The organism is Sphingomonas oryzagri (genome assembly GCF_029906645.1).
GTDB lineage: Bacteria > Pseudomonadota > Alphaproteobacteria > Sphingomonadales > Sphingomonadaceae > Solisphingomonas > Solisphingomonas oryzagri.
The window spans coordinates 1552890-1579549 of sequence record NZ_JARYGZ010000001.1 but is presented as its reverse complement, the minus strand read 5'-3'; the positions used below and the strand labels follow the sequence as shown (position 1 = coordinate 1579549).

The window sequence follows — 26660 nt, the reverse complement described above, 5'->3', positions numbered from 1 at the left end:
GCTTAAGGATAGGCTATGCGCTGGTTCTCGCTCCTCGCGATCTTCTTCCTGTTCTGGTTCATATCGCTGTTCGTGGTGCTGCCGTTCAGCGCCAATCCGCCGGAAGAGGTTGGCGAAAAAGCGGAGATCGGCCACGCCGAGAGCGCACCGCACGTTTTTCGTCCGTGGCAGATCGTGATCCGCACGACGATCGCGGCGCTGGTGCTGACGGCCAGCTTCTACGGTATCTATCGAACGGGCGTACTCAACGTCGACATTCCGGACGGCGCAGTCAGCCGGATCCCGTAAGCCACCTCGTCATTGCGAGGAGCGTAGCGACGCGGCAATCCATGAACTTCGCGTTCGGGGCTATGGATTGCTTTGCTACGCTCGCAATGACGACGTAGGCGTCAGGCCCGCAGCCGCTCGATCGCCTGCGCCAGCGCGACGTACAGCTTGCCCATGTCGGACGAGAGCAGGATCACCGCCAGCGTCGATCCGTCGCGGGTCGAGAGGATCGGGCGCAGCAGCGTCTCGAAATCGTGGACGTAGCGGTTCACCTGTTCGCGGAAATCCGGCTCTTCCTCGTAATGGCGGGCGATCTCGCGCGCTTCGCCATTGTCGATCAGGCGCACCGCGCGGCGCGTGAACACGCCGCGATCGCCCTTGAGGTAGGAGGCCCACGAGCTGTCGCTGGTCTCGTTGGACAGCAGCTTGGTGACGTCGATCGAGGTCGAGTTGAGCGAGTCGATCAGCAGCGCGACGCGACGCGAGAAATTGTCGCGATCGTAGGTCTCGACCGATTCCTTGCCCTCCGCGATCGCCTGATCGACCGAGGCACTGGTCTCGGCGATGCGCGAGAGCTGCTCCTCCAGCCGGGCGGCGGCGGCCTGCGTCGCCTCGATCGCGGTCTGCGATACGGTGCGGACGCGCTCGATCTGGCTTTCGACCTGACCCTCGACCGCTTTCTCCAGCGCCTCGCGGCCGGCGTCGCCGAGCGCCTCGGCGCTGCGCGGGATGATCGTGCCCAGCGCCTCGCGGGCGCGCTCGGCGGCCTGCGTGGCCGTCTCGCGCACACGGATCAGCGCATCGACCAGCTGCGGCGAGGTCGAGTCGGCGAGCTTGGCCGATTCGGCATCGACCTCGCGGATCGCCTCGCCCAGCGAGATGGTGCCCTCGCGCGCGGCGGAGAGGCGGCTGTCGATCGCATCGGCGAGGCCGTCGATCGCGGTGCGGCGCTCTTCCAGCGCGGTGCGCGCGGCATCGAGCGCGTCGGAGGCTTCCTTCGCAACCGTGTTGAGCTTCTCGGCCTCCGGGCCGGCGCCGGCGATCAGCTCGCGGCTGCGCGCGGCCTGCGCTTCCAGTTCGGAGAGCGCTGCGGGGAGCGATTCGCCGAGTTCGGCGAGGCAGGCGTTGATCGCGCCGCGCAGCGTCTCGGCGCGGTTGATGAAGGTGGTCGCCGCCGTGCCGCCGTCGTTGAGCGAGGCCATCACCCGCTCGACATGGCCGCCCAGCGTGCCCAGCGCAGCGCCCAGCTTCTCGGTGCGGGCGCGGCCGGTCTCGTCCAGCTCGGTGAAGCGCGCCTCGACATTGGCGAGGCCGCGCTGCAGCCGCTCGATCATCTGGCTGCCGAGGCCGTCCTGACGCTCCAGCGCGTCGGCGGCCTGCCGGGCGGCCGCCTCGGACGAGGCCTGCGCGCGGTCGATCATCGTGCCGATCGCCTCGCCCTGCGCGATGATGCCCTGGCGCGTGCGCTCGACCGCCTCGGTCGCACGCTCCAGCACGCCGTCGACCGACGAGGTCATGCGCTGCGACACGTCCTCGATCGCGCGCGCGGCGATCTCGCTGGCGCCGCCGATGTGGGAGAGCTGGCCGGAGAGGCGGTTGGCGGCGCCCGCAGCACCTTCCTCGGCCTCGCGGGCGCGCGCCGAAAGCCCGGCGAGCACCGCGTCCAGCGCGGCGGCCTGTTCGTGCGCGCCGACGCCGGTCGAACGGATCGTCTCGGCGAGCAGGCGGGTCTGCTCCTCGGCTTTGGGCAGATCGGCGAGCAGCACGCCCATGTCGACCCGCGCGGTGCCGGCGGCGGCGTCGAGATCCTTGGTGCGGCGGCCGAGTTCGGCGATCTCGCGGGCGATATCGTCGGTCGCCTCGCGCAGCTTCAGCGCGGTCTGGTCGGCGAGCAGCAGCAGCTTGTCGGCCTGATCGGCCACCGCGACGCGATCCTCGGCCAGACGGCGCGAGGCGAGGCCGAGAACGGCGTCGAGCGCCAGGCTCTCCATGCGCACGTTACGCGCCACGTCGGCGAAGCGCTGCGCCTCGCGCGCGGAATTGCGCTGCCAGAGGATCAGCACCGCGACGATCAGCGCCAGTGGCCCGCAGGCCATGCTGACGCCCTTGATCGCATCGACTGGATCGAGCGTGCGCTCGCCGAACGCGGTCATGGCCATGCCGACCATCGCGGCGATCCACACGAAGGCGGCGAGGCCCAGCACGCCGAGCAGCAGCTTCTCGCCCGTGGAGGCCGGCGGCGGCGCCAGCGGCGCGTCGTCGAGGTCGGTCAAGGCGATCCCCAGCTGCGGTTGGGGCGCCTGCGGCTCGACCGCGCGCACCGTTCCCTGATCATCGTTCTGCGACAGCGGCGATCCCGCCCAATATGCCCCCTGGTTCATGACCGCGATCTTACACCGGCTGGCCCGGAACGGAAGCGGGCTGCGGGCCGAACCGTGCCCCGACGCGATGAATGGAGCGCGGGGGCGGAACGGCTGGCGTCCGGGCGCGGCCCAAGCTATCCGGCATGGATGAGGGATTGGGATACGACATGGCGCTTGCGGCACTGATCGCGGCGGTGCGCGACGCCGAGGACGGCAGCGGGCTGGTCGGCACGCTGCCGGTCGCCGGCCGCACGCTGATCGAGCGGCAGGCGCGGCTGGCGGCGCGGGCCGGGGCCGAGCATGTCGTGCTGCTGGTCGAGCGGCTGCCGGCGGGCCTGACCGGCGCGATCGACCGGCTGCGGCGCGACGGCATCGCGATCGATGTCGCGCGCAGTGCCGGCGACGCGGCGGATCGCTTCCATCCCGACGAACGCGTGCTGATCTTCGCCGATGGTGCGGTAGCCGGTGGCGGCGCGATCGGTCGTCTGGTGACCGGAACCGCGCCGGCACTGCTGACGATGGGCGAGGGCGCGCCGCCGGGGCCGTTCGAGCGGATCGACGCGGCGACGCGCTGGGCCGGCCTCGCGCTCGTTTCCGGCGACATGCTGCGCAAGACGGTGGCGATGCTGGGCGACTGGGATCTGCACTCGACGTTGCTGCGTCGCGCGGTGGGGGCGTCTGCCCGTCGGGTGGACGTGGCGGACGGCGCGGGTCTGGCCGAGGCTTTCCCCGCGATGCTGGTTCGCTCGAAAGCCGGCGCGCGCGCCGCGACCGAGGCGAGCTTCGCGATCGATCGGTCGGGCGAGGGCTGGCCGTCGCGGCTGATCTATGGGCCGGCGGCGCGGCTGCTGGTCGCGCTGGTGCTCGATCGGAATCTCGAATCGCGCTGGCTGCGCTGGGGCGGCATCGGTGCCGCGCTGCTGGCTGTCCCGGCGATGCTGAAGGGGTGGTTGCTCGCCGGGCTGGTGCTGCTGGTCGCCGGCGCGCTGCTCGATGCGACGGGGCGGCTGCTCGCGGCGCTCCGGCTTTCGCCCGCTGCCCCCGACGACAGGCTCGCGCTGGGCCGTGCGGGTGCGATGGCGCTTGGCCTGCTGGGTTTCGCCTGGCATCGGATGAACGGCAGCGCCACGCCGCTCGTCGTCGGTATCGCGACCATCGCGGTGATGATCGCCATGGCACGGGAACGCTGGGCGCTGCGGCGGATCGGCGGGCTGTCGGCGCCCTTGTGGGTGGCGGATGCGGATGCGCTCGCCTTGCTCTTCCTGCCCTTCGCGCTGGTGCAGCAGACGCTGCCGGGGCTGATCGCGCTGGGTCTCTACGCGGCGGCTTCCTTCGCCATCGTCCAGCACAGGCTGGTGGGGGCGGCGCGCGCGATCGGCTGAGGCGTCTTGCCTTTGGTCGCGAAATTTCCGAGATCGTTTCGGCCCAGATTGAGGATGATCCGATGCGCCGGTCCGTGTTCGCGTTGCTTGCCCTGACGATGCCGCTGCTGTCCGCCTGCCAGAGCCCGCCGTCGACCAATTACACCTCCGCCGACGCGAACGAGGATGCGGCGCTCAACGCGATACGCGACGAGGATAATGAGGCGGCCGGCGAGGGCGTTGCCGTGTCGGGCCTCATTCCGGACGAAAACGGCCAGCTTCCCATGGCCAATGTGCAATAGCCGTTGAGCGGGACGGGGTGGCGGTCCATGCTTAGTCAGGTGTTAACGACGTCCCGCTAGGGGTGTTGCCATGAGCGTGCCGCAACCATCGTCCCCGTTCGCGCCATCGGGCGCTTCGCCGTCCGGCCCCCTGCCGTCCGGCGAGGCGTTGCTGTCCGCCGCCCATGGGGCTGAGGCGCTGCTCGGCGATCGCGTCGCCGCCGCCGGGATCGAGCTGGCCCGCCCGCCGTCCTTCGGTATCGACGACGAGATGCGCGCGCGCTCCGGACAACTGATCCGCGCGACCATCGATGCCACCGAACTGGCCTTGCGCACCGCCGAGCCGATGCTGAACGACGGCCCGACCGGCGAACTGGGCGAGCGCTTCATCGCCGCCGGACTGCTCTCCCGATCGGGCATCGCCGCCGCCGCGCTGCTGCGCGCGGAGGAGCATCGCCTCGCCGCCGCGCTGGTGCGCGGGGCGGGCGAGATCGAGGGGCCGGGCGCGCAGCGGCTCGATCCGATCGGCGGCGAATTCGCGGCCGAGAGCTTCGCCGTGCGCGCCGCCGAGGCCGCGCGGATCGAGCGCACCGGCGATCCGCTTCTGCCGCTCCACGACGTTCCTGCCGAGGATCGCCACGCCTTGTTCTGGCAGGTCGCCGCCTGCCTCGCGGATCGCGCTCTGGCGCAGGGCGGCGAGGAAGCCGTCGTCCACCGCGCCGCCGGTGCCGCCGTCTCGCGCGCGCTCGCCGCGATCGACGATGGAGAGGGGATCGCGCCCGCCGCGATGCGCCTTGCCCACCGCGTCGATGGCGCGCGCCAGCTCGATGACGCACTGCTCGCCGGTACGCTGGCCGCCGGGCGCGTCGCCAGTCTGGCCGGGATGCTCGCGGTGCGTGTCGGCATCCCGTTCGACGATGCCCGCGCGATGCTGACCGACGCTGCCCGCTTCGCCGTGCTGCTGCGCGCCTGCGAGGTGGAGCGCGGCATCGCCGCCGCAATGGTGCTCGCCCTCGCGCTGGCGCTCGATCGCGGTTTCGGGGCCGATCCCGCCGATCACGCCGCGACCCTGGTCGAAGGCTATAATGCGCTGACCGTCGAGCGCGCCCGCGCCGAGGTGCGCCGCGCCCGCCTCGAACCGCATTATCGCGATGCGCTCGCCGCGTTGACGGGCCGTTGATGCAGGGGCTGGAGCACAATCCGGTCCATGGCCGTGTCGATGGCGACGGCCGGCTGATCGCCGCCGATCCGGCGCTCGCCGATCTGCAGTCGCGGGCCGGCGGAGAGCCGGGCGGGCCGCTGGCCGTGCCGCAACTCGCAGCACTCGCCCGCCTCGCGCGGCGCCTCTCCATCCCCGTCTCGCGTGCCGTGCTGGCGGCGGATGGCGACGACGATCTCGATCTGTGGGTGCGCGCCAAGCCCGATGGGCTGATGGTCGATCTAGTGATCGCGGGCTGGACGCCGCGCGCCGCCGGCCTCGCCAGCCCATCCGCGCCGCACAACGATCGCGACGCCGATTTCCTGCGTGCCGAGGCCGACTGGACCTGGGAGACCGATGCGGCGCTGCGCCTCTCCTCGCTGTCGGCCGCCGGCATGGCGGCGCTGTCCGGCGCCAGCTCCAGCCCGGTGCTGGGCGATGCGCTGACCCGGCTGTTCGTGCTGGAGGAAAGCACGGAGGCCGGGCCGCCCCTGCTGGAGGCGCTCGCCAACCAGAAGGGGTTCGCCGACCAGTTCGTGACGCTGCGCGGATCGACCCGCCGCTACCGCCTGGCCGGCGTGCCGATCTACGGATCGGGCGGCACGCTCACCGGCTTTCGCGGCGGCGGCTTCGCCATTCCCGATCCCGAGCCGGCACCTGTGGTGCCGCAGCCGGCCAACGACGCGCGCAGCGCCTTCGCGCGGCGGCTGGAGACGGCGCTCCGCACGCCCATCCACCGCATCGTCGCGACCGCCGAGCAAATTCGCGAGCAGGACGAAGGCCCGGTCCGTGCCGATTATAACGGCTATGCCGGCGATATCGCCAACGCCGGGCGCCACCTGCTCGGCCTGATCGACGACCTCGTCGACCTGGAGGCGGTGGAGCGCGCCGACATCGAGGTGGAGCATGAGCCGCTCGACATGGCGGATCTCGCGCGCCGCGCCGCCGGCCTGCTCTCGGTACGCGCCGACGACAAGGACATGCGGATCGAGCAGCCCGACATCGCGGAGGCGCTGCACGCGACCGGCGATTTCAAGCGCGCGTTGCAGGTTCTGGTCAACCTGATCGGCAATGCGGTGCGCTATGGCCCCGCAGGCTCCACCATCCGCGTCTCGACCGAGCCGCGCGCCGGCATGGTGGCGATCATCGTCGCCGATCAGGGGCAGGGGATCGCGGCTGAAAACCGAGAGCTGGTCTTCGCCAAGTTCGAGCGGCTGGGTGCGCGCGAGCCTGGCTCCGGCCTCGGCCTCTACATCTCCCGCCGCCTCGCCCGCGCGATGAACGGCGAGATCGCGATCGAAAGCGCGACCGGCGAGGGCGCCCGCTTCGTCTTCACGCTGCCGGTGGTTTCGCCGATCGCCGATCGAGGATCTGCTTGAGCGGATTGGGCTTGCCCGCCGCGACCCGTTTCAGCGTGTTGGTGTCGTGGTGCTCGAACGGCTCCGCCCGGCCGTGGACGGTCAGCATCGTCTTGATGTCGTAGCTCCACGCATCGTCGCCATCGAAGGTGATGGCGATCGTGTAGCTGTCCGTGCGGAAGCCATATTCGAGGAAGGCGGTGGAGCAGACGCCATATTCGGTCTGCCCGCGCGTCGCGGTGAGCGTCAGTGTGTCATCGCCCGCCTTGCCCCGGCCGGAGGCGAGCGCGACCTGCCCGCGCGGGATCGCCAGCGTTTGCAGGATCAGCCCCGTCGCCGGCTCCCACAACCAGTAGCCGACCTGATCGTGGAAGGTGATCTCCTCTTCCCTGGTCGTGATGTGGATGTGGTAGCGCAGCCCGTAGAAGAGCTGCGGCCCGTTGGTCTGCGGATCGATCGGATCGAAAGACACGCGTTCGATGAACACGCGGCGTTCGGGCGCTTCGGCCTTGGGATTGATGTCGACGCCCTTCTGCGCTTCCCACCGCCCCGCCAGCCGGGTCAGCGGGCCGAGATTGGCGAGCGTGTCCGGATCGACGTCGCTCGGCTCGGTAAAGATATCGTGCGGAAAGGGGTTCATCGGGGTGGCTCCGTCGGGTGACGGCACCAGCATAAGGCATCGCGGCGAGCGCACCAACGCCCGCCGGGAGCGTCAGGCGGTGAGCGGCAGCATCGGCACCGACTGGTAATAGAGCGCGCCGTCGTCGGTCGGCGCCTGCCACTGCTCATATTCGATCAGCGCCGGGCCGTCCGGATCGCGCCGCTCGTGCGCGCGCTTCCACAGGCCGAACATGCCGAGGATATGCGGCGGGTCGCCATGGATCTCGGTGAAGCCGCCGGTCGCCGCGCGGGTATCGAAATAGGCGGCGTTGACGCCGTCGGCGTACAGCTCGCACGCCAGTTCCCACCCCATGGCGAGCAGGCGCTGCCGCTCGCCCGCGAAATCGCGGACCAGATAGGCGATGTGGTGGAAGCCTTCCTGCCCACGCGCATACATGTCGCGGTAGATGGACGGCTGCTCGTCATGCTGTTCGATGAACTGGATCATCGTGTCGCCAAGATAGCCGAAGGCGTAGCTGACATCGGCCTCGACCGGTTTGCCGCGATAGCTGAACTCGTCGGTCTGGTGATGCCGCGCCGCGAAGAAGGGACCGGCGCCGAACAAGGTGGACCAGCGCGTCGCCGCCTCGCCCAGATCGTTCACGAAATAGGCCTGCTGGAACAGCGTGCGCGTCTCGGATGCCGTCTCCGCCATCGCTCTCTCCCGTTCTTGTCTGGCGGGGAGGGGATCATGGCGTGGCGGCTGCGGTAAACTGGCGCTTGTATCAGCCAACGAAAAGGGGCGGCCGCGTAAGCGACCGCCCCTTCCTTATCGCTGTGCTTAGGGTCAGCGCTTGTCGACGGACACGTAGTCGCGCTGCGTCGGGCCGGTGTAGAGCTGGCGCGGGCGGCCGATCTTCTGCGCCGGATCGGTGATCATCTCGTTCCACTGCGCGACCCAGCCGACGGTGCGGGCGAGCGCGAAGAGGACGGTGAACATCGTGGTCGGGAAGCCGATCGCCGACAGGATCACACCCGAATAGAAGTCCACGTTCGGGTAGAGTTTCTTGTCGATGAAATACTGGTCCTTGAGCGCGATCTGCTCCAACTCGCGGGCGGTATCGAGCACCGGATCGTTGATGCCGAGCTTGTCGAGCACCTCGGTCGCGGCCTTCGACAGCACCTTCGCGCGCGGATCGAAGTTCTTGTAGACGCGGTGGCCGAAGCCCATCAGGCGGAACGGATCGTCCTTGTTCTTGGCGCGGGCGATATATTCTGGGATCTTGTCCGGCGTGCCGATCTCGCGGAGCATGTTGAGCGCTGCCTCGTTGGCGCCGCCGTGCGCCGGGCCCCACAGGCAGGCGATGCCGGCCGCGATGCACGCGAACGGGTTGGCGCCCGACGAACCGGCGAGGCGCACGGTCGAGGTCGAGGCGTTCTGCTCGTGATCGGCGTGGAGGATGAAGATCTTGTCCATCGCGGAGGCGATGACCGGATCGATCTCATATTCCTCGGCGGGCACCGAGTAGGTCATCTTCAGGAAATTCTCGGTATAGCTCAGCGAGTTGTCCGGATAGACGAAGGGCTGGCCGACCGAATATTTGTACGCCATCGCGGCGATCGTCGGCATCTTGGCGATCATGCGGTGCGAAGCGATCTCGCGCTGCTTGGGGTCGTTGATGTCGGTCGAATCGTGGTAAAAGGACGAGAGCGCGCCGACCACGCCGCACAGGATCGCCATCGGGTGCGCGTCGCGGCGGAAGCCACGGAAGAAGCTGGCGAGCTGCTCGTGCACCATCGTGTGACGCGTGATGTGGTTGTTGAACGAGTCGAACTCGGTCTTCGACGGCAGTTCGCCGTTGAGCAGCAGGTAGGCGACCTCCATGAAGCTCGACTGTTCGGCCAGCTGGTCGATCGGGTAGCCGCGGTGGAGCAGCACGCCCTTGTCGCCGTCAATGTAGGTGAGGCCCGATTCGCAGCTCGCCGTGGAGGTGAAGCCCGGATCGTAGGTGAACATGTCCGTGTTGCCGTAGAGCTTGCGGATGTCGATCACCTGCGGGCCGACCGTGCCCGACATGATCGGGTAGTCGGAGCTGTTGTCGCCGAGCGCCAGCTTGGCGGTTCCGTCAGCCATGTTCTTCGTCCTCCAAAAGGGCGCCGTTCGCGAGCCCGAGGACCGGGCCCAACGGCGCCGTCAGATCATTTCGCCATCGTCATCCGGTCGGAAAGCCGTGCGAGGCTCTCGTCGCGTCCGAGCAACAGCAGCACGTCGAAGATGCCGGGCGAGGTGGTGCGGCCGGTGAGCGCCGCACGCAGCGGCTGCGCCACCTTGCCGAGCCCGACGCCGGCCTCTTCGGCCACGCCGCGCACCGCTTCTTCCAGCGCCTCGTTCGTCCATGGGGCGGACGACAGCGCCGACGTCACGGCGGCAAGCAGTTGTTCGCCCTGGCCCTCCAGAAGGGCCAGCGCGCGGTCCTCCATATCTAGGGGGCGAGTGCGAAAAAGAAAAGTCGCACCCTCCGCCAATTCCAGCAAATCCTTGGCGCGGGGCTTCAAAACGCCCATGCTGCGGCGCAGAAGCTCGATGTCTTCCGCTGTCAGGTCGCGCCCGATCTTCTGCGCCACGAAGGGCGCGGTGAGATCGGTCAACCGGGCATCGTCGGCGGCGCGGATATAGTGGCCGTTGACGTTTTCGAGCTTCTTCCTGTCGGTGCGGCCGGGCGAGCGGCCGATGCCGGCGACGTCGAAGATTTCGATCGCGCGGTCGCGGTCGATCAGTTCTTCATCGCCATGGCCCCAGCCAATGCGCAGCAGGTAGTTGTTGAGCGCTTCGGGCAGGATGCCCATCTCGTCGCGATAGGCATCGACCGCCAGCGCGCCGTGGCGCTTGGAGAGCTTGGCGCCGTCGTCGCCGTGGATCAGCGGCACGTGGCCGTAGATCGGCTCGGGCCAGCCCATCGCGCGGATGATGCCGAGCTGGCGGAAGGCGTTGTTGAGATGGTCGTCGCCACGGATGACGTGGGTGATGCCCATGTCGTGATCGTCGACCACCACGGCCAGCATGTAGGTCGGCGTGCCGTCCGAACGGAGCAGCACCATGTCGTCCAGCTCGGAATTGCGGACGGTGACGGCACCCTGGACGAGATCGTGGATGGTGGTCTCGCCCTCGGTCTCGGCCTTGAGACGCACGACGAAGGGCGCCCCCTCGGGTGCCTCCTTCGGATCGCGGTTCCGCCAGCGCCCGTCATAACGCATCGGCAGCTTGGCCGCGCGCTGCTGCTCGCGCATCTCGGCGAGTTCCTCGGCGGTGGCGAAGCATTTGTAGGCATGGCCGCGCTCGAGCAGGTCGAACGCCACCTCGGCATGGCGGGACGCGCGGGCGAACTGGTAGACCTCGTCGCCGTCCCAATCGAGGCCGAGCCACTTCATGCCGTCGAGGATCGCCTCGATCGCCGGCTGGGTCGACCGCGCGCGATCGGTATCCTCGATCCGCAGCAGGAACTTGCCGCCGGTGTGGCGCGCCCACAGCCAGTTGAACAGCGCGGTGCGCGCACCGCCGATGTGCAGGAATCCGGTAGGCGAGGGGGCGAAACGGGTGACCACCGGCGCCGTCGTTGCCGTCATGGTCGAATCATTCTTGTCGTCGCTTGCACCCACGCAGGCTTTCTCCACACTGAACACCCATGGGGGATGTCGCGCGCGGCCCTAGCATGGCGTTCGGTGCCCGGCAAACTGGCCTGAAGGAGGGCCGTTTCCGGGCGCTTTCGGCGATTCCCGCGCGACTCGAGGCCTGGCTGGAGGCGGAGCGGACGCAGTTGCCGCTGTGGCTGCCGGTGGGCCTCGTGGCTGGAGTCGCGGCCTGGTTCTGGCTGCCGGGGGTGCGCGCCTGGGCCGGATTGCTGCTGTCGATGGCAGCGCTGGCGCTCGTCGGCTTCGCCTTCGGGCGGGGTGGCCGGACGGGGCGGGCGGTCGCGATCTTCGGGCTCTCCGTGGCGGCAGGATGCGGATTGGTCTGGTGGAAGGCGGAACGTGTCGGCGTGACGCCGCTGGCACGCGCCGGGGTCGCCCGACTCACCGCTACGATCGAGCGGGTCGAGCCGCTGCCGGCGCGCGGGGCGATACGGCTGACGCTGCTGCCGCGAACCCTGGTGACGGAGGGGAAGGGCGCGTCGGCGAACGCCCCCCTGCCAAGCCGCATCCGCATCAACGTGCCGATCGAGAATGCGGTGGCGGGGCTGATGCCCGGCGCCATCGTGTCGATCCGCGCGCGGCTGGTGCCGCCGCCCTCGGCCGCCGTGCCGGGTGCCTACGATTATTCCGCCGTCGCCTGGTTCGGCGGGATCGCCGCGACCGGCAAGGCGCTCGATCCGGTGACGCTGGTCCGTCCCGCGCCGCCTTCGCGCCCGTCGCAATGGCTCGCCGATATGCGCATCGCGCTCACCGCGCACATCCTGTCGAAGCTGCCGCCCGGCGAGAACGGCGTCGCCGCCGCGCTGATCACCGGCGACATGGGGGCCGTGACGCAGGACGATAACGAGGCGTTCCGCCGTTCCGGCCTCGCCCATTTGCTGTCGGTGAGCGGCCTGCATCTCACCGCGGCGGTCGGTGCGACGATGGTGCTGGCGCTCCGCCTGCTAGCGCTTTGGCCGCGCCTTGCCCTGCGCGCGCCGCTGCTGCTGATCGCGGCCGGCTGCGGTGCGGTGATGGGGACCGGCTACACGCTGTTGACCGGGGCCGAGGTGCCGACCGTCCGCTCGCTGATCGCGGCTTTGGTGGTGCTGGCCGGCGTCGCCCTGGGGCGCGAGGCGATGACACTCCGGCTTGTCGCGGCCGGCGCGCTGGTCTGCGTGCTGTTCTGGCCGGAGGCGGTGGCCGGCCCGAGCTTCCAGCTGAGCTTCGCCGCGATTCTCTCGATCGTTGCGCTTCACGAACTGCGCTGGGTCCGCGTGACTTTTGAAAAGCGCGAGGAGGCGTGGCCCCGCCGCCTGCTGCGCGAACTTGTCGCGCTGCTGCTCACCGGCCTCGTCGTCGAGGCGGCGCTGGCGCCGATCGCGATCTTCCATTTCCACCGCGCGGGCCTCTACGGTGCCGCCGCCAACATCGTCTCCATCCCGCTGACAACCTTTGTCATCATGCCGGCCGAGGCACTGGCGCTGCTCGCCGATATCGTCGGTCTGGGCGCGCCCTTCTGGTGGATGACGGGCAAGGCGCTCGCGCTCCTGCTGTGGATTGCGCATTCCGTGGGATCGCTGCCCGGCGCCGTCACCTTCGTGCCGACCATGTCGCGCTCGGCTTTCGCGCTGGTCGCGACGGGCGGGCTGTGGCTGGCGCTGTGGCGGACGCGCGCGCGGCTGCTCGGGCTGCTGCCGATCGCGATCGGGATGGCGATGACGCTGGCGGCGCACCCCGCCGACATCTTCATCACCGGTGACGGGCGGCATCTGGCGGTGCGCGGAGCCGACGGCCGCATTGCGCTGCTGCGCCAACGGACCGGCGACTATATGCGCGACACGCTCTCCGAACTCTCCGGGCGCGAGGGCGACGAGGCGGTGGCGCTGGACGATCTGCCAGGCGCGCGCTGCGGGCCGGACAGTTGCGCCGCGCTGATCGTGCGGGGCGATCGCGTCTGGCGCCTGCTGGCGACGCGCAGCGCCTATCGCATCGATCGCGCGGTGATGGAGCCGGCCTGCGCCGCCGCCGACATCGTCGCGAGCGACCGGCGCCTGCCGGACTGGTGCCGACCGCGCTGGATCAAGGCCGACCCGACGCTGCTCCGCCGGACGGGCGGCCTCGCCATTCAACTCGCGCGGCCGGGCGTGACCAGCGTCGCGGAGTTGCAGGGCGCGCACCCGTGGGCCATGCTGCCGCCCGATCATGACCCGGCTTCACCCCCTCGCTCCGACCCGTCCTACACCAAGCGTGCCTGGGCGGCGCGCGATCCCTGGCGCGACGATGGCCCTGATGACGACGGCCCTGCTGACGCTGGCGGCCTGCAGCGACCGCTCGAAAACGCCCGATAACGGGCAGGGGCCGGCCGTTGCCGTCGCCGCGAACGGCGCGGCCAGCGGTGGTAGCAACGCGGCGGCCGTGCCGGCTGGCAACGACGGCGGCATCAACCCGCTCGGCTCGCAGGCGGTGAAGGACGCGATCCACCGCGCGTTGAAGACCGGCCAGACCCAGCGCTGGTCCGACGCGGGCCTCGCCGGCTATGCCGTCCCCAGCCCGACCGCCGACGCGCGTGGCTGCCGTACCGTCCGCTACACGATCGACCAGCAGCCAGAGCGGACCTTCCCGATCATCACCGCCTGCGACGCGGGGTAGCGCCGTGCTCGGCCGCGCGACGGGGAGCATGACGCTTCGGGAGGCAACGGACGGGGATGCCGGCCGGATCGCCGCGGTGCATGTTGCCTCGTGGCGCGAAACCTACGCCGGTCTGATGCCGGACGAGATGCTTTCGATCATCGACGTGGATGCGCGCACAACCATGTGGAGCCGGGTTCTCGCCGATCCGCAGGCGGCGGGTTGCGTGGGCCTTTTCGTGGCGGAGGATCAGGGAAACCTGATCGGCTTCGGCGCATGCGGCCTGCAGCGTGACGAGGCGTTGGCCGAAGCGGGCTTCAGCAGCGAAATCGGCGCGCTGTACGTGCTACGCTCCCATCACGGGCGCGGCGTGGGGCGCTTGCTGATGGCGGCGATGGCGCGGAGGTTATTACTCCAGGCGCATCAGGCGGTGAGCCTCTGGGTGCTTCGCGAGAATGTCGCCGCGCGTGCCTTCTACACTGCGCTGGAGGCTGAACTCATAAGCGAACGCGTGGACGGGCAGAGCGGCGCGACGCTCGTCGAAATCGCTTATGGCTGGCGCGACCTGTCGCGCCTGCTTCGCTGAAGGCGATCCCCGATCAACCGCGTGCCACCCAGCCGTTCCGGCCAAAGCTCTTCCAAACCCCGTTCCACTCAATAGCGGCGCAGAAGCCCCGCCAGCTTGCCCTGCACGCGCACCTGCCCGGACTGGTAACGCTGCGGCGAGTAAGCGTGGTTGGCCGGATCGAGCCGGATCATCTGGCCTTCGCGGCGGAAATATTTGAGCGTCGCCTCGGCCTCGTCGACCAGCGCGACCACGATCTCGCCGTCGCGGGCGGTCTCTGTGCGGCGGATGAGGGCATAGTCGCCGTCGAGGATACCGGCCTCGATCATCGAGTCGCCCGACACTTCCAGCGCATAATGTTCGCCCGGCCCGAGCAGCGCTGCGGGGACGGGGAGCGTCGCCTGACCCTCCAGCGCCTCGATCGGAACGCCGGCGGCGATGCGACCATGAAGCGGTAGCTCGATCACGCTGTCGTTGGCGGCGGTCGGGATCTTGGGTGCTACCGAAGCCGGCGCGGGAGGGCTGGCCGCCGCCGCAGGCTTGGCCGGGATCACCCGCTCGGGCATCCGTAACACTTCCAGCGCACGTGCCCGGTTGGGCAGGCGGCGAATGAAGTCGCGTTCCTCCAGCGCCCGGATCAGGCGGTGCACGCCGGATTTCGACTTGAGGTCCAGCGCCTCCTTCATTTCCTCGAACGAGGGCGACACGCCGCTTTCGGCGAGGCGATCGTGGATGAAGAGGAGCAGTTCGTGTTGCTTGCGCGTCAGCATCGCCAATTCCTGTCTGGAACGGATGGCGAACGTGTAGGAAACCGAAACGAACCTGTCAATGCCCTCCAGCGTCGCGGAGATCGAGCATTTCCACCGATTCCCCGATCGCGGCCGGCGGAACATGCGGGGGACGAACGATCAACCCGTCCGCCGCCGCCAGCGCCATCAGCGCGGCCGAATCCTGCCCGTCGGGCGCGAAGGCGAGGCCGTTTTCGATACGCGCGCGCAGATAATCCTGGCGCTGGCCGTTGGCGGGCAGGGCCGCGCCCAATGTAACGGTACGGGGGCGGGGCAACGGATCGGCCGCGCCGCCCAGTTGCGCGATCAGCGGCAGCAGGAACAGGCAGGCGGTGACGTAGCTCGACACCGGATTGCCGGGCAGGCCGAGCACGATCGCGCCGTCCAGCGTACCGGCGAGCAGCGGCTTGCCCGGCCGCATCGCGACCCGCCAGAAATCGAGCCGTGCGCCGGCTTTCTCGAGCGCGGGGCGGACGAGATCGCGGTCGCCCACGGAGACGCCGCCGGTTGTCACGATGATGTCGGCCTGCGCGGCTGCGGTGCGGAAGGCGGCGGCGATCCGGTCGAGATCGTCGGGCACGATGCCCTGATCGCGCACCTCCGCCGGCCGGCCGGCGAGCAGCGCGGCGAGCATCGGTGCGTTGGAGGCGGGCAGGTTCGCGCCGGGTGTCGGCTGGCCCAGCGGCACCAGCTCGTCGCCGGTCGAGATCAGCGCGACGCGAGGGCGGCGGCGGACGGTGACGGTAGCATGGCCGCCGATGCCGGCGAGAGCGACATGCCGGCCGTCGATCTTCCGACCCTCGGCGATCAAGATTGTTTCGCTTTTGAAGTCAGTGCCTTGTGGGCGGATGTTGCCACCAACTCGGCGCGGCCCTTCGCCGTTCATAGTGAGCCGGTCGCCCGCGCGTTCCGCCTCTTCCTGCACCAGCACGCAGTCGGCGCCGTCCGGCACGGGGGCGCCGGTGAAGATCCGCGCGGCCTCGCCGGTGCCGAGCGGGCGATCCAGCCCGCCTCCGGCCGCGCTTTCGCCGATCACCGTCCACGGGCCGGGCCGTTCGGCGTAGCGGATCGCATAACCGTCCATCGCGGAGAGGTCGCGGCTCGGCTGATCGCGGAGCGCGAGCACGTTTCCGGCGGTCCAGCGGCCGACCGCATCGACCAGCGGCACCGTTTCGACCGGGAGGGGGGCGGCAAGCGCGAGCAGCCGCGCCTGCGCCTCCGCCACCGGCAAGAGGCTCATGCCCGCCAGTCGCCGGAGCGCCCGCCCGATTTGGCGAGCAGCCGCACCTCGCCGATCACCATCCCGCGATCGAGCGCCTTGGCCATGTCGTAGATGGTGAGCAATGCGACGGAAACCGCTGACATCGCTTCCATTTCTACGCCTGTGTTATGTGTGGTGCGCACGGTCGCCGTCGCGATCACCCCGTCGTCGCCGGCATAGAGATCGAGCGTCACGCCGGAAATCGGCAGCGGGTGGCAGAGCGGGATCAGATCCGCCGTGCGCTTCGCCGCCATGATGCCAGCGACGCGTGCGACCGCCAGCACGTCGCCCTTCTTCACCGCGCCGTCGCGGATAGCCGTCGCGGCTTGCCGAGACATGGCGATGCGCCCGGTCGCGGTCGCCTCGCGCGCAGTGGCGGGCTTGGCCGAGACATCGACCATGCGGGCGGCGCCCTGATCGTCGAGATGGGTGAGGCGGCTCATGCCCCGGTCAGCAATGCGCGCGTCGCGAGAGCGACGTCGGCCTGCCGCATCAGCGTCTCCCCGACGAGGAAGCGGTGGACGCCCGCCGCCGCCAGCCGATCGAGATCCGCCTTGGCCGTGAGGCCACTTTCGGCAACAATTTGCGTGCCTTGCGGCATGAGTTTCGCAAGGGATTCGGTCCGTCCGAGATCGACCGAGAAGTCGCGCAGGTCGCGATTGTTGACGCCGATCAACCGCGAGCGGAGGCGGAGCGCGCGCTCCAGCTCGGCCTCGTCATGGATTTCCACCAGCGCGTCCATGCCGTGGTCGATCGCGGCAGCCTCGATCTCGGCCATCGCGCCGTCGTCGAGCGCGGCGACGATGATCAGGATCGCGTCCGCGCCGATCGCGCGCGCCTCGGCGACCTGCCAGGGATCGACCATGAAATCCTTGCGGATCGCCGGCAGCGCGCAGGCCGCGCGCGCTGCGACCAGATACGCCTCGTCGCCCTGGAAGAAGGGCTTGTCGGTGAGTACCGAGAGGCAGGCAGCGCCACCGGTCTCGTAATCGCGAGCGTGGGCGGGCGGATCGAAATCGGCCCGGATCAGCCCCTTGGAAGGCGATGCTTTCTTGATCTCTGCGATCAGTGCATGGCCGGTTTCGGCCTTGCGCGACAGCGCCGCCGCGAAGCCACGCGGAGCCTGCTGGGCGCGCGCGGTCGCCTCGATCGCGGAGAGCGGGGCTTCGGCCTTGCGGCGCGCCACTTCGGCGCGCGTGGTGTCTAGGATCTTGTCGAGCACGGTTCCCATCAGAAGGCGATCCAGCGCTGGAGCAGGGCTTCGGCCGATCCGTCGTCGATCGCGGCACCGGCGATGTCGGCACCCTCCTGCCAATCGGTGGTGCGGCCCGCGACGATCAGCGCGGCGGACGCGTTGAGCAGCACCGCATCGCGATACGGCCCGGTTTCGCCCTGGAGAAGTCGCGCCAGCGCCGCGGCGTTGTAAGCGGCGTCGCCACCCCGGATCGCGGTGAGCGGGTGCGGCTCGACGCCGACATCGCCGGGCACGACATGCTCCTCGCGCCAAAGATCGGGGCCACCGCAGTCGCCCAAGCGGATGATGCGGCTGCCGCCCGCGATCGAAAGCTCGTCCAGTCCCTCGTCACCGGCCACGATCATCGCGCTCTCGGTGCCGAGCAGATCGAGCGCGCGCGCGACGGTGCCGAGATAGTCGGTGCGCGCAACGCCCATCAACTGGCGGGTGACGCGCGCCGGATTGCAGAGCGGGCCGACGATGTTGAATATCGTCCGCCGCCCGATCGCCTTGCGCACCTTCGCCAGCCGGCCGAGCGCGGGATGATGGGTCTGCGCGAAGAGGAAGCACAAACCCAGTTCTTCCAGGGACTCCTGCGCGGTCGCTGCGGCACGATCGAGGTTCAGGCCCAGCGCCTCCAGCGTGTCGGCGGCGCCCGCCTTGGAGGAGGCGGCGCGGTTGCCGTGCTTGGCCACGGGCACGCCGGCGGCCGCCACCACGATCGAGACGGCGGTCGAGATGTTGAGGCTGTGCGCGCCGTCGCCGCCGGTGCCGCAGACGTCGATCGCCCCGGCCGGGGCCGTCACTTCGACCATGCGCTCGCGCAGCGCGCGGGCGGCGGCGGCGATCTCGGTGGCGGTCTCGTCGCGCATCGTCAGGCCGGTGAGGAAGGCGGCGATCGCCTCTTCCGGCACCCGGCCGTCGAGGATGTCGGCGAAGGCGGCCTCGGCAGTCTCGAACTCGAGCGGGGTGGCGGGATCGGGGAGCAGCGCGACGATGCTCATGCGACTTCACGCTCCGTCACCGATATGCCGGCCAACCGCATGAAATTGGCCAGCATGGCATGGCCATGCTCGGTCGCGATGCTCTCCGGGTGGAACTGCACGCCGTGGATCGGCAGGCTTTCGTGGCGGAAGCCCATGATCGTGCCGTCCTCGCTGCGCGCATTGACGATCAGCGCGGACGGAAGATCGCCCTCCTCGACGATCAGCGAGTGGTAGCGCGTCGCGGTGAAGGGCGAGGGCAGACCCTCGAACAACCCGGTGCCGTCATGGACGACGCGGCTGGTCTTGCCGTGCATCAGCTGGCGCGCGCGGGCCACGGTGCCGCCGAAGCTCTGCCCGATCGCCTGGTGGCCGAGGCAGACGCCCAGCAGCGGCCTGCCGGCCTCCGCGCAGGCGGCGACCAGATCGAGGCTGATCCCGGCTTCGTTGGGGGTGCAGGGGCCGGGCGAGATGAGGAAGGCCTCCGCCCCGCTCGACATCGCCTGGCCGACGCCGATCGCGTCGTTGCGTACCACCTCGACGGCGGCGCCGAGCTCCTGGAGGTAATGAACCAGGTTCCAGGTGAAGCTGTCGTAATTGTCGAGCACGAGGATCATGATCGCGACTTAGCGCGGTGGGGCGTCGGTGCAAGAAACTAAAATCCTCTCGGAGCAAAGCTCGGAGAGGGGAAGAGGTCAGCCCTGATCCTGATAGGCGAGCTGGAGGATGCCCCAGTGTCGGCCGTCGACATGGATGGAGGCGATCACCTGCTTGAGCAGGATCACCCCGCCCGATGCCACGGGCCGGCGATAGGCCTTGATCAGGAAGGGCTGGGTCGTCTTGCACTGCCGACGCGTCGTCTCGTCGGTGAACATCTGCTGGTGGCGGCTATATTCCTCGTTCCACGCCCGATCGGCGCGTTCGGGCATCGACCGTTCCGGCATGGCGACCGCGCCGAACGCGTTGCGATCCGATACGGAGAGGCCGAAGAAACCGGGCAGCGCACGCGCCGCTTCCTGATGCGGGCGCGCGGCCGGCACCACGAACGGCACCACCGGATGATTGTATTTCTGCGGATAGCTGGCTGCGATCGGCCGGTAATCCTCGCTCATCACCTCCGCCAGCGTCACCTGGCCATCAGCGATCGCGCCTTCGATCCTGGCCGAGATGTCGGCCGCCATGCCGGTGGCGAAGCGGATGTAGGGCGAATCGGGAATATCGACGTCGCTCTCGGCGATATACTGGAGCAGCACGTTGGTGTCGTCCGACACGCTGCTCAGCAGCTTGCTGAGCTGGTTGAGATCGGTCGCGTTCTCGCTGCTGGTGTCGCCCAGCGCATCGATGCCGTGGCGCACGCCCGAAACCGCGCCGACCACCGATTCCATCGATCGCGCGACCGCGTCGGCATTGTCGCTGAGGCCCATCATCAGCCCGCCAACCTCGGCGGTCATCGCCTCGATCTGGCGGGTGCCGGTGTGCGCGGCGCGCGCCTTGTCGACGCCGCTCTCGATGCGATGGAGCATCACGTCGGCCTCATTGGTCAGGCCTTTCACCGCCTGGTCGATCTTCTGCGTGGCCGATGCCGTTTCCAGCGCGAGCTTCTTCACCTCCTGCGCAACCACCGCGAAGCCGCGGCCGGCATCGCCCGCGCGCGCCGCCTCGATCGTGGCGTTGAGGGCGAGGAGGTTGACCTGGCTGGTGATGCGGCTGATCGCCTCCGTCACCTGCGCGACCGACGCCAGCGCGGCGTTGAAGCTGCCGAGGCCGGCGTGGATCTGGCTGACCTGATCGATCAGTTCGACGACGTTGGCGTTGGCGGCGGACAGGCGGCGGGTCGATGCGTCGATCACCGTGGTGGCGGCCGATGCCTTCTCCTTGGCTTCGCGCGCGGCGAGGCCGACGGCCTGCTGGTCGCGCTCCAGCCGATCGGTATCGAGGCCGATCCGCTCGACCGTCGCGGCCTGTTCGGTCACCCGCTCGGCGAGCGCGGCGATGTTCGCCTGCAGATCGAGCGTGCGGATACCGAGGTCGCCGGACAGCTTGGCCGCCCGGCGCACGGTGTTCGCGAGTTGGGTCGGGCCACTGTCCATGAACATGGCGCCGGTTCTGCGATGGTTACGACTAAAGGATGGTTAAGTTTGAGCCCGGTTTGCGGCGGGACGAGTTACTGTCCAAATCCCGCGTCCGCCGCCCGTGCCTCCGCCTCCCGCGCGGCGGCGAGGAGGGCGCCGGCCTTGGCCTCGCATTCGCGCTGTTCGGAAGCGGGATCGCTGTCCGCGACGATGCCGGCGCCAGCCTGGACGTGCATCACGCCGTCCTTCACCACCGCCGTGCGCAGTACGATGCAGCTGTCCATCGATCCGTCGGGCGAGAAATAGCCGACGCCGCCGGCATAGGCGCCGCGCGTCTCCGGCTCCAGCTCGGCGATGATCTCGCAGGCGCGGACCTTGGGCGCGCCCGAGACGGTGCCCGCCGGGAAACCGCCGAGCAGCGCGTCGATCGCATCCTTCTTCGGGTCGAGCCGGCCCGTCACGTTCGAGACGATGTGCATGACGTGGCTGTAGAGTTCGACCGTATAGCTCTCGGTCACCGTCACCGTACCCGCCGCCGCCACCCGGCCGACATCGTTGCGGCCGAGATCGAGCAGCATCAGATGCTCGGCGCGCTCCTTGGGATCGGCGAGCAGCTCCTCGCGGCGCGCGGCGTCCTCGGCGTCGGTCCTGCCACGGGGACGGGTGCCGGCGATCGGGCGGATCGTGACCTCGCCGTCGCGGGCGCGGACGAGGATTTCGGGGCTGGAGCCGATCAGCGCGAAGCCCGGCAGATCGAGGAAATAGAGGAAGGGCGAGGGGTTCACCCGCCTGAGCGCCCGGTAGAGATCGAAGGGCGGCAGCGGGAAGGGGCGCGTGAAGCGCTGCGCCAGCACCACCTGGAAGATGTCCCCGGCGGCGATATACTCCTTCGCGGTGGCGACCATCTCGCCATAGCGGCCGGCCGGGAGATTGGGCGTCAGGCCGCCATCCTGGGGCACGGCAGCGAGGCGGGAGGAGGCCGGCACCGCCTGCGCCAGCCGCGCCTGCGCCGCCTCGATCCGCTCCACCGCCTGCCCGACGGTGCCGCCCGCATCAGGCCACACCGGGGCGACCCAGAAGAGTTCGTCGGTCAGGCGATCGAACAGCAGGATCAGGCTCGGCCGCACGAACAGCATGTCGGGCAGGTCGAGCGGATTGGGGGCGGGGCGGGGCAGATCCTCGACCAGTCCGACCGTCTCGTAGGCGAAATAGCCGACGAGGCAGGCGAGCGCCTTGGGCAGACCCTCAGGCACGTCCATCCGACACCGCCCGACCAGCGCGCGCAGCGCCGCGAGGCTGTCGCCCTCGCACGGGCCGAACGCCTCGCGGTCGGTCAGCCAGTGCGGATTGATCGCGGCGTCGCGGCCGTGCGCGCGGAACACGAGGTCCGGCGCCAGCCCGATCATCGAGTGGCGGCCACGCGTGCGCCCGCCCTCGACCGATTCGAGCAGATAGTCGCCGCGACCCGGCTCGATCAGCTTGAGCGCGGCGGAAACCGGCGTCTCGGTGTCGGCGATCTGCCGCCGCCAGACGAGCGCCGGGCGACCGGAGGCCAGCGCCTCGGCGGCGCGCCGATCGGCGGCGCTATCGCTCACGCCCCTTGGATTCACTGGCGTTCGGTTCACTGGGCCGGCGTCGCGCCGAGCAGCTTCAGGCGCAGCGCCATGATGGCGGCGTCGTCACGCTTGGTACCGACCGCGATCTTGGCCGAACCGGCGAGCTGCTCCAGATATTCGTCGTTGGCCGCCTGCAGCAGGTCGCCGCGCGAGGCCTGGGTGGCGGGCGCGAGCGCCTTGTCGTCGGCCGGCGTCACCTTGCTGACGTGGACGACGTACCAGCCCTGGCCGCCCGGTGCGGCGACGATCTGCGCGGAGCCGACCGTGGTGCGGAACAAAGCGGCGAGCGGCGGCGGCACATTGCCCTGCAGGCGGGCGAGATCCATCCGGCGGCCCTGCGTCGCGTTGACCGCGGGGAGCTTCACCGGCGCCGCCTTGAAGGCATCGGCCATGCTGGTGCCGGCCTTCACCTTCGCCTGGATCGCGGTGGCGATCGCCTTGGCCTGATCGTTGGCGCGCGACGCGGTGAAATCGGCCGCGACGCGGGCCTTCACCTGCGCGAACGGGATCGGAGCGGCGGGCGTGACATGGCCGACAGCGAGCAGCGCGTAGCGCTCGTTGGGCAGAACGGTCTGCACCGAGGCGGGATCGTCCGGGTTGGTCTTAAAGCCCGGCGCGATCAGCGGCTGCACATCGGCCGAGGGCTTGAAAGCGGGCTGGTCGGGCGCGATGCCGCCGGCGGTGAGCGCCGGCGTCTCGACGATGGCGAGGCCATTGTTCTTGGTGACGTCGGCGAAGCCCTGGCCGTTGTCGATCGCGTCCTGCACCTTGGCGACGAGATCGGCGAGCGCCTTGTCCTGCTTGGACTTGACGAGATCGGCGGCGATCTGCGCCTTGGCCGCGTCGAAGGTGGTGGCGGCGACGTGGTTGACCTTGTTCACCTTCACCACGACCCAGCCGAAATCCGACTTCACCGGATCGGAGACGCCGCCGTCGGGCGCCGCGAAGGCGGCGGTGGCGACGGCCGCGCCGACCTGCTGGGCGAGCTGGGCCTGCGTCTTGACGCCGATCGCGGTGTCGGCAGCGTTGAAGCCGGCGGCCTGCGCGGCCTCGGCGAAGCTCTTGCCGCCGGCGACTGACGCCTTGAACGCCTTCGCCTTGGCCTCGTCCGGCAGCACCACCTGCGCCAGATCGCGGGTTTCGCGTGCGGCGTACTTGTCGGGGGTGGAATCGTAGAGCTTGCGGATCTCGGCGTCGGTGGGGATCGCCTTCGCCGCCACCTGATCGCGGCCCATCATGGCGTAGCGCAGCACGCGCTTCTCGGGCGTGGTGTAGGCGGCGATGTGGCTCTTGTAGAAACCCTGCAGTTCCGCGTCGGTCGGCGCAGCGCCACCCTGGATCGCGGCGACCGGCACGAAGCCGATCTCGCCCGCGCGGGTTTCCATGATCAGGTTGGCATAGGGCTTCACCAGACCGTCCGGCAGCGTCATCGCGCCGGTGGCGGGCAGGTAGACCATCTGGCGCAGGATGGTGCCGGCGATGTCGCTGCGCACCGCCTTGTCGGTGAGGCGCTGCTGCTGGAGCGCGGCCTCATAGGCGGCCTGGCTGAACTTGCCGTCCGGCCCGCGGAAGGCGGGGATGCCCGCGATCTGGCCGTCGATCTGCTTGTCGCTGGCGACGAGGCCGATCTTGCGGGCATATTGCTCCAGCGCCGTCGCGCCGATCGACTGGTCGACGATCGCATCGTAGGCGCCCGCCGCCATGAAGCTCGCCATGTCGAGGCCCGGCTGCTGCTGGCTGGCCTGCTGGTAGCGGTTGCGCACCTGCTGTTCGAGATCCTCCGGCGTCACGGTCGCGTCGCCGATGGTGGCGATTGCGCCCGCGCTCGAACCGCTGCTGCTGCCCCCCATGCCCGGCATCTCATGCGTGATCACCCCGGTCGCGATGAAGGCCAGCGCGACGAGCGAGAAGATCACCACCACGAGCTTGGGGTTGTTGCGGAAGATGGAGAGCATGGGGGTTCCCGAAACTGAATGAGCCGAAGCCTTGAGCCTGCCTCCCCTAGAGCGGCCGGACGCCCTCGACAAGTTGAAGCGGGCGGCGAGGCTGGCGCTGCCGCGCGTCGCTCGCTATCGGCTTTTGTCCGATACAGGACATTTTCGGGGGACGTTGATGCGCAAGCGGCTGATCGTGGGCAATTGGAAGATGAACGGCAGCCGGGAATCGCTCTCGGAGCTGGACGGAATCGCCGCCGCCGCCGAGGCCGCGCCGGAGGTCGATGTCGCGATCTGCCCGCCCTTCACGCTGATCGAGCGTGCCGCCGCACGCACGCCCGCGCTGCCGATCGGCGGGCAGGATTGCCACGCTGGCGAGAAGGGCGCGTTCACCGGATGCATTTCCGCCGGGATGCTGGTGGAGGCCGGCGCCAGGATCGTTATCGTCGGCCATAGCGAACGTCGCGCGGCGCAGGGCGAGACCGATGCGCAGGTGAAGGCCAAGGCGGAGGCGGTGATCGCGTCCGGGCTGACCGCCATCGTCTGCGTCGGCGAAACGGAGGCGGAGCGCGACGCCGGCGAGGCGAAGGCGCGCGTCTCCGCGCAGCTCAGCGGATCGCTGCCGGTCGCGGGCGGGGACGTGCTGGTCGTCGCCTACGAGCCGCGCTGGGCGATCGGCACCGGCCGCACGCCGACGATGGAAGATGTCGGCGCGATGCACGCGATGATCCGCGCCATGCTGGAAGATCTGCTCGGCCGCGAGCGCGCCGGGGCCGTGCGCATCCTCTACGGCGGATCGATGACCGGCGCCAACGCGGCCGACCTGCTGGCGGTCGCCAACGTCGACGGCGGCCTGATCGGCGGCGCGAGCCTGACGGCGGCGGCGTTCGTGCCGATCATCGAGGCGGCAGCGGTGTAGGGCGGAGCCTCCCTGCGGGGCGAGCGCGGCGCTCGGCATTCCGTAAAAAGCGGCGGTTCGCTTGCAACTGGACTGACGGAATATTAGTTCCATGTACGGACTTATCTGTCGTTCGGCGTCGCGTGGTCGGATCCGATCGCGCGAAAAGATGGGGTCGATTGCGAGATGACAAATCTGCTCGTCATGATCACTGCGGCGATGTCGGTTGCGGCCGGACGGGCCGATCCTCCGGGCGCGACATATCAGCCCGACACCTACCGGCCCGCCGCCAACGCCGATTTTCGAGACTATAAGAAGCAGATGATCGCGCTCCGTTCGCAGGCGCAGAAGCTGCAGGCGGCGGATGGAGGCACGCTGACTCCGGAGCATGATCAGTTCATTCAGCAGAAGATCGACGTCATCGAAGGACGGTTTCACCGCGCCGTTCAGGGCGAATGATGCGCCGGAGTGGGCAGCAGCTTGACATTTATAACCAGTTGGGTTAATCACTACGGCAAGTGTCGCGCTCCTGATCAACGCGCGGTGCATCTCTTCGGGCGGTGGCGATGCGCCACGGCGCCCGGAGGGACGGTTCGGTGGTTTTTATCCCTCCCACCGGGGCCGTCGTGACCGGCGCGGTTCCCTGAGCGAACTTCCCCGCCACGCCCGCCCAAGCCTGCCCGGCGACGCACACGGCCGAATGCGCGCCGTCCCTGCGATAGCCACCCCCTCGCGAGGCGAAGGCGATCGCGAGACCACCGGCCGTCCCTCGCACATTTCGAGGGCGGAGCTGTGTCCGCAAATCCTGCACGCGGCGTCTGTACGTGGCGTGGCGCGCACCTCCATTGCCTCCGACCCCCACACGCGCTAGAGGGCGGCGCTTGTCGTCCGGGCCTCAGGCTCCGGGCGCCTTTCCATATGTCGAAGAGACCGTTCGCCCGATGATTACCTTCCTGCTCGTCATCCACGCCATCATCGCGGCGCTGCTCGTCGGCGTGATCCTGATGCAGAAGTCGGAAGGCGGCGGACTCGGCGTCGGCGGCGGCCCCTCGGGCCTGATGACCGCGCGCGGCGCGGCCGATTTCCTGAGCCGGGCGACCGCGATCCTCGCGACCCTGTTCGTGATCATGGCCTTCGTGATCGCGGCGCTCGCCTCGCGCCGCGACGGCACCACCAAGATCGACGCCAACGCGCCGACCCAGGGTCCGATCGGCCCGATCACCGCGCCGGGCCAGACCGGATCGCCGATCTCGGGCATCCCGATGGCTGGCCAGCCGATCGCACCGGCACCCGATGCCGCGACCCAGCAGGCGCTGCAGCCCGCCGCCGCCGGTCTTCCGGGTGCGGCCCAGCAGGCCCCGGCGCCGAACGCGAAGGAGCAGGCCGACAAGCTGCGCGCGCAGGCGGAGGCGATGCGCAAGGCGGCGCCCGCCCCGGAAATCCGCAAGATCGATACGTCGAAGGCCGACAAGGCGATCGGCGACATCGGCAGCGGCAACTTCTCGCTGGCGCGCAAGCCGGCGACGACGGCGCCCGCCACCACGGCTCCGGCTCCGGCGGCGACCAAGCCGGCTGTTCCGA

At 69.6% G+C, this 26660-nt stretch carries 24 protein-coding genes and 1 pseudogene; 11 read left to right on the top strand and 14 right to left on the bottom strand.

Annotated elements, in window-relative coordinates:
* The first annotated feature begins 15 nt into the window (after positions 1–15).
* Positions 16–288, top strand: coding sequence for a DUF1467 family protein (locus QGN17_RS07675; RefSeq protein WP_281043898.1), 273 nt, complete (start codon positions 16–18; stop codon positions 286–288).
* A gap of 101 nt (positions 289–389) precedes the next feature.
* On the opposite strand, the gene QGN17_RS07670 is transcribed toward QGN17_RS07675, so the two are convergent.
* Positions 390–2648, bottom strand: a complete 2259-nt coding sequence (locus QGN17_RS07670; RefSeq protein WP_281043897.1) for a hypothetical protein — start codon at positions 2646–2648, stop codon at positions 390–392.
* Positions 2649–2773: 125 nt separating this feature from the next.
* Between QGN17_RS07670 and QGN17_RS07665 the strand changes: the two genes are divergently transcribed.
* From QGN17_RS07665 to QGN17_RS07650, 4 genes are all read left to right on the top strand, one after another.
* On the top strand, positions 2774–4012 hold the full coding sequence (locus QGN17_RS07665) for a hypothetical protein (protein WP_281043896.1): 1239 nt from the start codon (positions 2774–2776) through the stop codon (positions 4010–4012).
* 62 nt (positions 4013–4074) lie between these two features.
* Positions 4075–4293, top strand: coding sequence for a hypothetical protein (locus QGN17_RS07660; RefSeq protein ID WP_281043895.1), 219 nt, complete (start codon positions 4075–4077; stop codon positions 4291–4293).
* A gap of 70 nt (positions 4294–4363) precedes the next feature.
* Positions 4364–5452 (top strand): DUF2336 domain-containing protein, encoded by a 1089-nt coding sequence (locus QGN17_RS07655; RefSeq protein WP_281043894.1) that lies wholly within the window; start codon positions 4364–4366, stop codon positions 5450–5452.
* Positions 5452–6849 (top strand): sensor histidine kinase, encoded by a 1398-nt coding sequence (locus QGN17_RS07650; RefSeq protein WP_281043893.1) that lies wholly within the window; start codon positions 5452–5454, stop codon positions 6847–6849. The genes QGN17_RS07655 and QGN17_RS07650 overlap by 1 nt, the downstream gene beginning before the upstream one ends.
* Here QGN17_RS07650 and QGN17_RS07645 read toward each other — a convergent pair.
* The 4 genes from QGN17_RS07645 to gltX all read right to left on the bottom strand — a co-directional run bounded on the left by QGN17_RS07645 (position 6803) and on the right by gltX (position 11052).
* Positions 6803–7468, bottom strand: a complete 666-nt coding sequence (locus QGN17_RS07645) for an FABP family protein (protein ID WP_281043892.1) — start codon at positions 7466–7468, stop codon at positions 6803–6805. The two genes, QGN17_RS07650 and QGN17_RS07645, sit on opposite strands and share 47 nt — an antisense overlap.
* A gap of 72 nt (positions 7469–7540) precedes the next feature.
* Positions 7541–8143 carry a VOC family protein gene (locus QGN17_RS07640; protein WP_281043891.1) on the bottom strand — a complete coding sequence of 201 codons (603 nt, stop codon included), beginning with the start codon at positions 8141–8143 and terminating at the stop codon, positions 7541–7543.
* Positions 8144–8275: 132 nt separating this feature from the next.
* The gene (locus QGN17_RS07635; RefSeq protein WP_281043890.1) at positions 8276–9562 is read right to left on the bottom strand and encodes a citrate synthase; all 1287 of its coding nucleotides are present in this window, start codon (positions 9560–9562) and stop codon (positions 8276–8278) included.
* A gap of 65 nt (positions 9563–9627) precedes the next feature.
* Positions 9628–11052 (bottom strand): glutamate--tRNA ligase, encoded by a 1425-nt coding sequence (gltX, locus tag QGN17_RS07630; protein WP_281043889.1) that lies wholly within the window; start codon positions 11050–11052, stop codon positions 9628–9630.
* Positions 11053–11138: 86 nt separating this feature from the next.
* Here gltX and QGN17_RS07625 point away from each other — a divergent pair, with 86 nt between their 5' ends.
* From QGN17_RS07625 to QGN17_RS07615, 3 genes are read left to right on the top strand one after another with little or no spacing between them, the layout of a single operon-like run.
* Positions 11139–13448, top strand: a complete 2310-nt coding sequence (locus tag QGN17_RS07625; protein ID WP_281043888.1) for a ComEC/Rec2 family competence protein — start codon at positions 11139–11141, stop codon at positions 13446–13448.
* A complete protein-coding gene (locus QGN17_RS07620; protein ID WP_281043887.1) occupies positions 13390–13749 on the top strand; it encodes a hypothetical protein in 360 nt (119 codons plus the stop codon). The genes QGN17_RS07625 and QGN17_RS07620 overlap by 59 nt, the downstream gene beginning before the upstream one ends.
* Before the next feature lie 4 nt (positions 13750–13753).
* Entirely contained in the window at positions 13754–14314 is a 561-nt protein-coding gene (locus QGN17_RS07615; RefSeq protein ID WP_281043886.1) for a GNAT family N-acetyltransferase, read from the top strand.
* A gap of 68 nt (positions 14315–14382) precedes the next feature.
* On the opposite strand, the gene lexA is transcribed toward QGN17_RS07615, so the two are convergent.
* The 9 genes from lexA to QGN17_RS07570 form a co-directional block, all read right to left on the bottom strand.
* Positions 14383–15063, bottom strand: a complete 681-nt coding sequence (gene lexA, locus QGN17_RS07610) for a transcriptional repressor LexA (protein ID WP_281043885.1) — start codon at positions 15061–15063, stop codon at positions 14383–14385.
* A gap of 55 nt (positions 15064–15118) precedes the next feature.
* The gene (locus QGN17_RS07605) at positions 15119–16321 is read right to left on the bottom strand and encodes a molybdopterin molybdotransferase MoeA (protein WP_281043884.1); all 1203 of its coding nucleotides are present in this window, start codon (positions 16319–16321) and stop codon (positions 15119–15121) included.
* The gene (gene moaC, locus QGN17_RS07600; RefSeq protein WP_281043883.1) at positions 16318–16785 is read right to left on the bottom strand and encodes a cyclic pyranopterin monophosphate synthase MoaC; all 468 of its coding nucleotides are present in this window, start codon (positions 16783–16785) and stop codon (positions 16318–16320) included. Before moaC ends, QGN17_RS07605 begins: the two co-directional genes overlap by 4 nt.
* Positions 16782–17573 carry an indole-3-glycerol phosphate synthase TrpC gene (trpC, locus tag QGN17_RS07595; protein ID WP_281043882.1) on the bottom strand — a complete coding sequence of 264 codons (792 nt, stop codon included), beginning with the start codon at positions 17571–17573 and terminating at the stop codon, positions 16782–16784. Before trpC ends, moaC begins: the two co-directional genes overlap by 4 nt.
* The gene (trpD, locus tag QGN17_RS07590; RefSeq protein WP_281043881.1) at positions 17573–18580 is read right to left on the bottom strand and encodes an anthranilate phosphoribosyltransferase; all 1008 of its coding nucleotides are present in this window, start codon (positions 18578–18580) and stop codon (positions 17573–17575) included. The genes trpC and trpD overlap by 1 nt, the downstream gene beginning before the upstream one ends.
* Positions 18577–19176 (bottom strand): anthranilate synthase component II, encoded by a 600-nt coding sequence (locus QGN17_RS07585; protein WP_281043880.1) that lies wholly within the window; start codon positions 19174–19176, stop codon positions 18577–18579. The genes trpD and QGN17_RS07585 overlap by 4 nt, the downstream gene beginning before the upstream one ends.
* A gap of 78 nt (positions 19177–19254) precedes the next feature.
* Entirely contained in the window at positions 19255–20649 is a 1395-nt protein-coding gene (locus QGN17_RS07580) for a methyl-accepting chemotaxis protein (RefSeq protein WP_281043879.1), read from the bottom strand.
* Between the two features lie 74 nt (positions 20650–20723).
* Positions 20724–22226, bottom strand: a complete 1503-nt coding sequence (trpE, locus tag QGN17_RS07575; RefSeq protein WP_281043877.1) for an anthranilate synthase component I — start codon at positions 22224–22226, stop codon at positions 20724–20726.
* A 26-nt stretch (positions 22227–22252) separates the two neighbouring features.
* Complete coding sequence (locus QGN17_RS07570) at positions 22253–24202, bottom strand: peptidyl-prolyl cis-trans isomerase (protein WP_281043876.1); 1950 nt, start codon at positions 24200–24202, stop codon at positions 22253–22255.
* Between the two features lie 157 nt (positions 24203–24359).
* Here QGN17_RS07570 and tpiA point away from each other — a divergent pair, with 157 nt between their 5' ends.
* The 3 genes and pseudogenes from tpiA to secG form a co-directional block, all read left to right on the top strand.
* Entirely contained in the window at positions 24360–25100 is a 741-nt protein-coding gene (tpiA, locus tag QGN17_RS07565; protein ID WP_390902640.1) for a triose-phosphate isomerase, read from the top strand.
* 165 nt (positions 25101–25265) lie between these two features.
* Positions 25266–25538: a hypothetical protein gene (locus QGN17_RS07560; RefSeq protein ID WP_281043875.1), complete on the top strand. Its 273-nt coding sequence runs from the start codon at positions 25266–25268 to the stop codon at positions 25536–25538.
* Positions 25539–26020: 482 nt separating this feature from the next.
* Positions 26021–26243 (top strand): annotated as a pseudogene (secG, locus tag QGN17_RS07555) (preprotein translocase subunit SecG); the annotation flags it as partial.
* Positions 26244–26660 lie beyond the last annotated feature (417 nt).

What these genes read in the sequence shown, in the direction of transcription:
- QGN17_RS07645 (WP_281043892.1), bottom strand. Translation starts at nt 7,468, where the DNA reads ATGAACCCCTTTCCGCACGATATCTTTACCGAGCCGAGCGACGTCGAT.
- QGN17_RS07580 (WP_281043879.1), bottom strand. Translation starts at nt 20,649, where the DNA reads ATGGACAGTGGCCCGACCCAACTCGCGAACACCGTGCGCCGGGCGGCC.
- QGN17_RS07605 (WP_281043884.1), bottom strand. Translation starts at nt 16,321, where the DNA reads ATGAGCCTCTTGCCGGTGGCGGAGGCGCAGGCGCGGCTGCTCGCGCTT.
- QGN17_RS07625 (WP_281043888.1), top strand. Translation starts at nt 11,139, where the DNA reads ATGGCGTTCGGTGCCCGGCAAACTGGCCTGAAGGAGGGCCGTTTCCGG.
- QGN17_RS07560 (WP_281043875.1), top strand. Translation starts at nt 25,266, where the DNA reads ATGACAAATCTGCTCGTCATGATCACTGCGGCGATGTCGGTTGCGGCC.
- QGN17_RS07660 (WP_281043895.1), top strand. Translation starts at nt 4,075, where the DNA reads ATGCGCCGGTCCGTGTTCGCGTTGCTTGCCCTGACGATGCCGCTGCTG.
- trpC (WP_281043882.1), bottom strand. Translation starts at nt 17,573, where the DNA reads ATGGGAACCGTGCTCGACAAGATCCTAGACACCACGCGCGCCGAAGTG.
- gltX (WP_281043889.1), bottom strand. Translation starts at nt 11,052, where the DNA reads ATGACGGCAACGACGGCGCCGGTGGTCACCCGTTTCGCCCCCTCGCCT.
- QGN17_RS07635 (WP_281043890.1), bottom strand. Translation starts at nt 9,562, where the DNA reads ATGGCTGACGGAACCGCCAAGCTGGCGCTCGGCGACAACAGCTCCGAC.
- QGN17_RS07665 (WP_281043896.1), top strand. Translation starts at nt 2,774, where the DNA reads ATGGATGAGGGATTGGGATACGACATGGCGCTTGCGGCACTGATCGCG.
- QGN17_RS07570 (WP_281043876.1), bottom strand. Translation starts at nt 24,202, where the DNA reads ATGCTCTCCATCTTCCGCAACAACCCCAAGCTCGTGGTGGTGATCTTC.
- lexA (WP_281043885.1), bottom strand. Translation starts at nt 15,063, where the DNA reads ATGCTGACGCGCAAGCAACACGAACTGCTCCTCTTCATCCACGATCGC.
- QGN17_RS07655 (WP_281043894.1), top strand. Translation starts at nt 4,364, where the DNA reads ATGAGCGTGCCGCAACCATCGTCCCCGTTCGCGCCATCGGGCGCTTCG.
- tpiA (WP_390902640.1), top strand. Translation starts at nt 24,360, where the DNA reads ATGCGCAAGCGGCTGATCGTGGGCAATTGGAAGATGAACGGCAGCCGG.
- QGN17_RS07620 (WP_281043887.1), top strand. Translation starts at nt 13,390, where the DNA reads ATGACGACGGCCCTGCTGACGCTGGCGGCCTGCAGCGACCGCTCGAAA.
- QGN17_RS07675 (WP_281043898.1), top strand. Translation starts at nt 16, where the DNA reads ATGCGCTGGTTCTCGCTCCTCGCGATCTTCTTCCTGTTCTGGTTCATA.
- QGN17_RS07640 (WP_281043891.1), bottom strand. Translation starts at nt 8,143, where the DNA reads ATGGCGGAGACGGCATCCGAGACGCGCACGCTGTTCCAGCAGGCCTAT.
- moaC (WP_281043883.1), bottom strand. Translation starts at nt 16,785, where the DNA reads ATGAGCCGCCTCACCCATCTCGACGATCAGGGCGCCGCCCGCATGGTC.
- QGN17_RS07650 (WP_281043893.1), top strand. Translation starts at nt 5,452, where the DNA reads ATGCAGGGGCTGGAGCACAATCCGGTCCATGGCCGTGTCGATGGCGAC.
- trpD (WP_281043881.1), bottom strand. Translation starts at nt 18,580, where the DNA reads ATGAGCATCGTCGCGCTGCTCCCCGATCCCGCCACCCCGCTCGAGTTC.
- QGN17_RS07670 (WP_281043897.1), bottom strand. Translation starts at nt 2,648, where the DNA reads ATGAACCAGGGGGCATATTGGGCGGGATCGCCGCTGTCGCAGAACGAT.
- QGN17_RS07585 (WP_281043880.1), bottom strand. Translation starts at nt 19,176, where the DNA reads ATGATCCTCGTGCTCGACAATTACGACAGCTTCACCTGGAACCTGGTT.